We start from the raw sequence: 6,501 nt of genomic DNA on the forward strand, positions 1-6,501 counted from the left end.
AACTGCGGGACCGCATCCGGGCGCGCCTGGCGGAAGCCGCCGACCTGTTCCGGGCGGATCCGGCAGCGATCGATGCCAATCAACGCGATAACGAAACCGACCCGCTCAAACGCCTGCGCAATACCTGCCCGGATGAGAGCTGGGCCGCCAACGCGCGCCTGCTGGAACTGGCGGCCGAATCCATGGACGAAGCCGCCGTGCACACCATCCACGGCTGGTGCTACCGGATGCTGCGGGAGCACGCCTTCGACAGCGGCGGCCTGTTTCACCAGACCCTGGAAACCGACCATTCCGAGCTGCAGGCGGAAGTCGTGCGTGACTACTGGCGCACTTTCGTCAATCCGCTGTCGGAAAGCGCCGTGGAGACCTACCTGCAGGCGATTGCTTCGCCGGACGCGCTGCACGACGCCATCCGCCCGCTGGTGAACAGTCCGGATGTGGAATCCAATGACGAACTGACCGATCCCCAGTCGCTGATCGAGCCGGCCATGGCCGAGCGTGTGGCGCTGTTCGACCGTTTGCGGCCCGCCATCCCGGAGGCCGTCGCCAATTTCCGGGAACGCTTTGAGCGGGCCAAGGCCGCCAAGGAAGTGGATGGCCGCAAGCTGCGCGCCGACTGGCTCGAAGGCTGGCTGAACGGGCTGCTGGAGTGGTCGCAGACCGACGGCGTGGCCTTGCCCTCGGTGAGCGACAAACTGTGGGAGCGACTGACTTCCGACGGCGTCAGCGAATGCTGGAAAAAGGGCTCGCCGCCGACCGACGCCGCCCTGGTTAAGGCGGTGGACGACCTGGCGGCTGAACGCGAACGGGAGATCCCACGGGAGATCCTGATTCGCCAGGCCGCGGGCTGGTGCCGGGTGCGTCTGGAACAGGAAAAGCAACGCCGTGCCGAGATGGGCTTCGATGACCTGCTGACCCGGCTCGACAGCGCGTTGCAAGGCGAGGGCGGCGAACGACTGGCCCAGGCGATCCGGCAGCAGTTCCCGCTGGCCCTGGTGGACGAATTCCAGGACACCGACCCGATCCAGTACCGGATTTTCGACGCCGTTTACAGGGTGCCCGAGGACCGGCCGGAAACCGGCTTTTTCATGATCGGCGACCCCAAACAGGCGATCTACGCCTTCCGAGGCGCAGACATCCACACCTACCTCAAAGCCAGGAACGCCACGGCCGGGCGCCACTACACGCTGGCCCGTAACTTCCGTTCGGCCGAGGCCATGGTGACCGCCAGCAACCAGATCTTCCAGCAGGGCGAGTCCGCCTCTGGCAAGGGCGCGTTCCGCTTCCGGCGCAGCGATGGGGTCAACCCGTTGCCATTCCATGCCGTCGAAGCCCAGGGCCGGAAGGAGCGGTTTGAAGTGGTGAACGAGGCGCCGCCGGCGCTGACGTTGTGGTACGGCGATGAAGCCGGCACCAAGGACGCGACGGTGGAAAGCATCGCCGCATCGTCCGCCAGTGAAATCGTCCGGCTGCTTAATCTGGGCCGACGGGGCGAAGCCGGTTTTCGGGATGCCCACGGAAAACTGGACGCCTTGAAGGCCGGCGATATCGCGGTGCTGGTGAACACCGGCCGCGAGGCAGACGCCGTGCGGGGCGAGCTGGCACAGAGGGGCGTAAAAAGCGTTTACCTGTCGGACCGTGCTTCTGTGCTGGACACGCAGCAGGCGGCGGACGTGTTGCTCTGGCTGGAAGCCTGCGCCGAACCGGAGCGGGAACGCCCGGTCCGCGCCGCCCTGGCCACCGCCACACTGGACCTGGACTGGACCACACTGGATCACCTGCGCCAGGACGAACTGGCCTGGGAGTCGGAGATCGAACGCTTCCGCGAGTTGGGCCAGATCTGGCGCGACAAGGGGGTGCTGGCGATGATCCGCCGCATCCTGTCGACGTTCGATGTGGCCGCTCGCCTGCTGCGCCAGGCCAACGGTGAACGGGCGCTGACCGATGTGCTGCACATCGCCGAGCTGTTACAACAGGCCAGCCAGCACATCGACGGCGAACAGGCCCTGATTCGTCATTTCGAGGAAATGATCGCCGACCCCGGCGCAGACGCGGAAACCCGTCAGGTGCGCCTGGAAAGCGACGCGGATCTGGTCCAGGTGGTGACCGTCCACAAATCCAAGGGGCTGGAATACCCGCTGGTGTTCCTGCCGTTTGCCTCCGGCGCCCGTCCGGTCACCCCGAAGCAGTCACCGATTCGCTGGCACGACGCCGAGGGCCGTCGACAGCTGTCGTTCAATCCGGACGGTGATGCGGTGGCCCTGGCCGACGAGGAACGCCTCGGCGAGGACATCCGCAAACTCTATGTGGCCCTGACCCGGGCCCGTTACGCCACCTGGGTCGGCGCGCCTTTCCTGCGCAAGGAAACGCCGCTGGGCGCGCTGGCATCGCTCAGTGCGTTCGACGACAGCGGCGAGACCGAGTGGGCCGACTGCCTCCGGCAGCTGGCCGGCGATTGCGAGGCGATTGCCGTCCTCGAACAGCCCGAGGCGTCCGATACCCAGTATCAGCCGGAGGCGACGCGGCAGCCCGGACCGGCCCTGACACCCGTTCGTCAGGCGGGCGAGCACTGGTGGATCGCCAGTTACTCGGCGATTCGCTATCAGCAGCCTGATACCGAGACAGAGGTGGGCAGCGGGCTTCCAGCCGATGCTCGCGAACCCGAAACCCCGGACGCCGAACGCCTGTCCGAAGAAAGCGAGGCGCCTGCGGCGGTGGCCCTCAAGCCCCTGCGCACGCCCTCGACCCACGAGCGGCGACTGCATCGGTTCTACCGCGGCGCCGGACCCGGCACCTTCCTGCACGACGTGCTGGAATGGGCCGCAGAAACCGGCTTCGCCCGGGTTCTGGCGGAACCCGAGGTGATGCAGGAATGGCTCACCCGACGCTGCAGCATCCGCGGCTGGGACGCCTGGGCGCAGCCATTGGGACACTGGCTGACCGACCTGATCCAGGCGGACCTGCCGCTGCCGGTTCAGCCGGATGGCACCGCCGGAACGCTGCGTTTTGCGGACGAGCCCCGGATGGTCCCGGAGATGGAATTCTGGATTGCCAGCCAGAGCCTGGACGTGCGCAAGCTGGATGCGGTCGTTCGCCACCACACCCTGGGCGGCCGGGAGCGTCCGGTGGCGTCGCCACTCCAGCTCAATGGCATGTTGAAGGGCTTTATCGACCTGGTGTTCGAACAGGACGGTCGCTACTACGTGGCGGACTACAAGTCGAACTACATCGGGCCGGACGATGCGGACTACCACCCGGACGCGCTGGCCGAGGTCATCGCCGGGCACCGCTACGACCTGCAGTACTGCCTGTACCTGCTGGCCCTGCATCGCCTCCTGCGATCCCGGCTACCGGACTACGATTACGACCGTCACATCGGCGGCGCCGTCTACCTGTTCCTGCGTGGCAACCAGGCGGAAAGCCGGGGCGTGTTCTGCGAGCGGCCGGACCGGGAATTGATCGACACACTGGATCGCCTGTTCCGGGGCGAATCCGTGACCGGCACAGCGAGCGACGCACCATGACCACCGACACCACACAACAGATGTTCGCCTTCGACGACGCGCCCCTGAAGGATGCAGAGACCGTCTTGTCGATCCTGCGCCAGTGGGTGGATCTGGAATGGTTGCGCGCGCTCGACCTGTCATTGGTCACGCTGCTGCACGACGAGGCCGTTAAAGCAGGGCAGACGCCGGACCCGCTGCTGCTGATGGCGGTGGCCCTGGCGTCCCATCAACTGGGTCGCGGGCACGTCTGCCTGGATCTGGCGACCATGAACCGCCAGGGCTACGACGCATTGCTGTCGCTACCGCCGGAAAACGAGGAGGCGCCGGAGCAGCGTCTGCTGCCGTCGGAAGTCCTGCTCGGCGTGTCGGTGGACGAATGGGATCGGGCCCTGAATCACCCGTTGTTGGTGGCCAATGGTGCCGACGCAGAGACTCAAACCAACCAGCCCCTGGTGCGGAACGGCCTCCGGCTCTACCTGCGCCGCTACTGGCGCTATGAACAGACCATTGCCGACCAGATTGCGCAGCGGCTGGCCCAGGCGGCACCGATCCAGACGACCGGTTCCCGGGAAGCCCAGTTACTGAAAGAAGCCCTGACCCGGCTGTTTGGCGCCGCCAAGCCGGAGAGCGACACCGACTGGCAGCGGGTCGCCTGCGCCAATGCGGCCCGGGGTGGTTTCAGTGTGATCACCGGGGGTCCGGGGACGGGTAAGACCACCACCGTCGTGCGACTCCTGGCGGCGTTGCAGCACGTGGCCATGAATCGCCCGGAAGATAAACGGGAGTTGGTCATCCGCCTGGCGGCACCCACCGGTAAGGCCGCCGCCCGACTCAACGAATCCATCGCCGGCGCCGTGGACAAGCTGGACCTGGCGGCCTTTGGCGACGGGGAGCGCCTGCGTCAGGCGATCCTGACCGAAGTCACCACGCTGCACCGGCTGATGGGCAGCATCCCGGGATCGCGGCGCTTCCGGCATCATCGCCACAATCCGCTGCTGGTGGATGTCCTGGTCGTGGACGAGGCGTCCATGGTGGACGTGGAAATGATGGCCCAGGTGCTCGACGCCTTGCCCGAGACCGCCCGCATCATCCTGCTCGGGGACAAGGACCAGCTGGCGTCCGTGGACGCCGGCGCGGTGCTGGGGGATTTGTGTCAGCGGGCCAGCGAAGGCGGCTACCGTGAAGCCACCCTGGAATGGCTGGAGGCCATCACGGGCTGCCGGATTGATCGGGAATTTGCTGCTCAGGACGGTTCGGCGCTGGACCAGAGCATCACGTTATTGCGGCGCAGCTATCGTTTTGACGAACACAGCGGCATTGGTCAGCTGGCCCGGGCCGTAAACCAGGCCGGCACGGGCGAGACCCCGGTGAATCCGGCGGACGTGTCGCAGTTGTTTGAGAAAGGCTATCCCGACATCGCGCGCCGGCGATTACCGCGTGACAGCGACTCGGTGATCGCCGAGCACTGTATTTCCGGCGGAGTCGAAGCCTTCCCGGCGGCCGGGCAGGGACGGGGCAACGGTATCGAATCGCCCCGGGGCTACGCCCATTACCTGCAGGTGATGAAGCACACCGCTCCGGCGCCGGGCGCCGACCAAACCGAGCTGGATCAGTGGGCGAACGCGGTGCTGAAAGCCCACAACCAGTTCCAGGTCCTGTGCGCCTTGCGGCGTGGGCCGCTGGGCGTGGAAGGGCTGAACACGCTGATTGCTGGCGCGCTCCAGTCCCGTGGTCTGATCGGCGCGACCGAGGGCTGGTACGCCGGTCGTCCGGTGCTGGTCACCCGCAACGACTACAGCGTGGGCCTGATGAACGGGGATATCGGGATCACCCTGTCTGTTCCGGTAACCGGAGAGGCGGGCGATTCAAACCGGCAGGTCCTGCGTGTGGCGTTCCCGGCCAACGATGGCAGCGGCCGGATCAAGTGGGTGCTGCCCAGTCGCCTGCACGCGGTCGAGACGGTTTATGCCATGACCGTCCACAAATCCCAGGGCTCGGAATTCGTGCACACGTGCCTGATCCTGCCGGACCGGCGCAATCCGGTACTGACCCGGGAGCTGGTCTACACCGGCATCACCCGGGCGCGGCATTGGTTCAGCCTGTTGTTGCCGGATGAGGGTGTATTCCAGGATGCGATCAGTCGTGGGGTGACGCGGACGTCCGGGTTGCGGGCGGCTTTGGAGGGGGGCGTCTTAACGTAGCGGACGCTTCAGCTTCCGAGCAGGCCATCGGCCTGCCGATAAACCCGGGGCCCTGACGGCCCCTCCGAAGCTAAAGCGTCGGCTACATTGGGACGCGACATCTCGCGGTCATCGCTTCCCGAATCATGCCAATCGTTATGTGCAGGAACACAAACGTCATCGGTAAGCGGAAGTGGTTTTTAATGTAGCAGACGCTTTAGCTTCTGAGCAGGCCGTAGGCCTGCCGATAAACCCGGGGCCCTGACGGCCCCTCCGAAGCTGAAGCGTCGGCTACACCAGGACGCGACATCTCGCGGTCATCGCTTCCCGAATCATGCCAATCGTTATGTGCAGGAACACAAACGTCATCGGTAAGCGGAAGTGGTTTTTAATGTAGCAGACGCTTTAGCTTCTGAGCAGGCCGTAGGCCTGCCGATAAACCCGGGGCCCTGCCGGGCCCTCCGAAGCTGAAGCGTCGGCTACACCAGGACGCGACATCTCGCGGTCATCGCTTCCCGAATCATGCCAATCGTTATATGCAGGAACACAACCGTCATCGGTAAGCGGAAGTGGTTTTTAATGTAGCAGACGCTTTAGCTTCTGAGCAGGCCGTAGGCCTGCCGATAAACCCGGGGCCCTGACGGCCCCTCCGAAGCTAAAGCGTCGGCTACATTAGGACGCGACATCTTGAAGTGGACCCCGAAATTTGGACAGGTGCCTGAGCTCTGATTCATCATCTCCACAAGGAGGAGAATCATGAGCAAGAAACGCAAGCAATACAGCGCATCATTCAAATCCAAAGTCGCCCTGGCCGC

General features: G+C 65.2%; 3 protein-coding genes. 2 read left to right on the forward strand and 1 reads right to left on the reverse strand.

From position 1 onward, the window contains the following. Both recB and recD read left to right on the forward strand, forming a co-directional pair. Positions 1 to 3,524, forward strand: a 3,524-nt coding sequence (recB, locus tag EZI54_RS22800; RefSeq protein ID WP_131484171.1) for an exodeoxyribonuclease V subunit beta, incomplete at its 5' end; no start/stop codon positions are given. Beyond that, positions 3,521 to 5,707, forward strand: a complete 2,187-nt coding sequence (gene recD / locus EZI54_RS22805; protein ID WP_131484172.1) for an exodeoxyribonuclease V subunit alpha — start codon at positions 3,521 to 3,523, stop codon at positions 5,705 to 5,707. The genes recB and recD, both read left to right, overlap by 4 nt. Before the next feature lie 572 nt (positions 5,708 to 6,279). Here recD and EZI54_RS24925 read toward each other — a convergent pair. Continuing rightward, a partial coding sequence (locus tag EZI54_RS24925) for a hypothetical protein (protein WP_207389319.1) occupies positions 6,280 to 6,501 on the reverse strand: 222 nt, incomplete at its 5' end.

The sequence above is a fragment of the Marinobacter halodurans genome (genome assembly GCF_004327985.1).
Classification (GTDB): Bacteria; Pseudomonadota; Gammaproteobacteria; order Pseudomonadales; family Oleiphilaceae; genus Marinobacter_A; species Marinobacter_A halodurans.

Excerpts from the sequence above, each read along its gene's own strand:
- recD (WP_131484172.1), top strand. The coding sequence starts at position 3,521 with ATGACCACCGACACCACACAACAGATGTTCGCCTTCGACGACGCGCCC.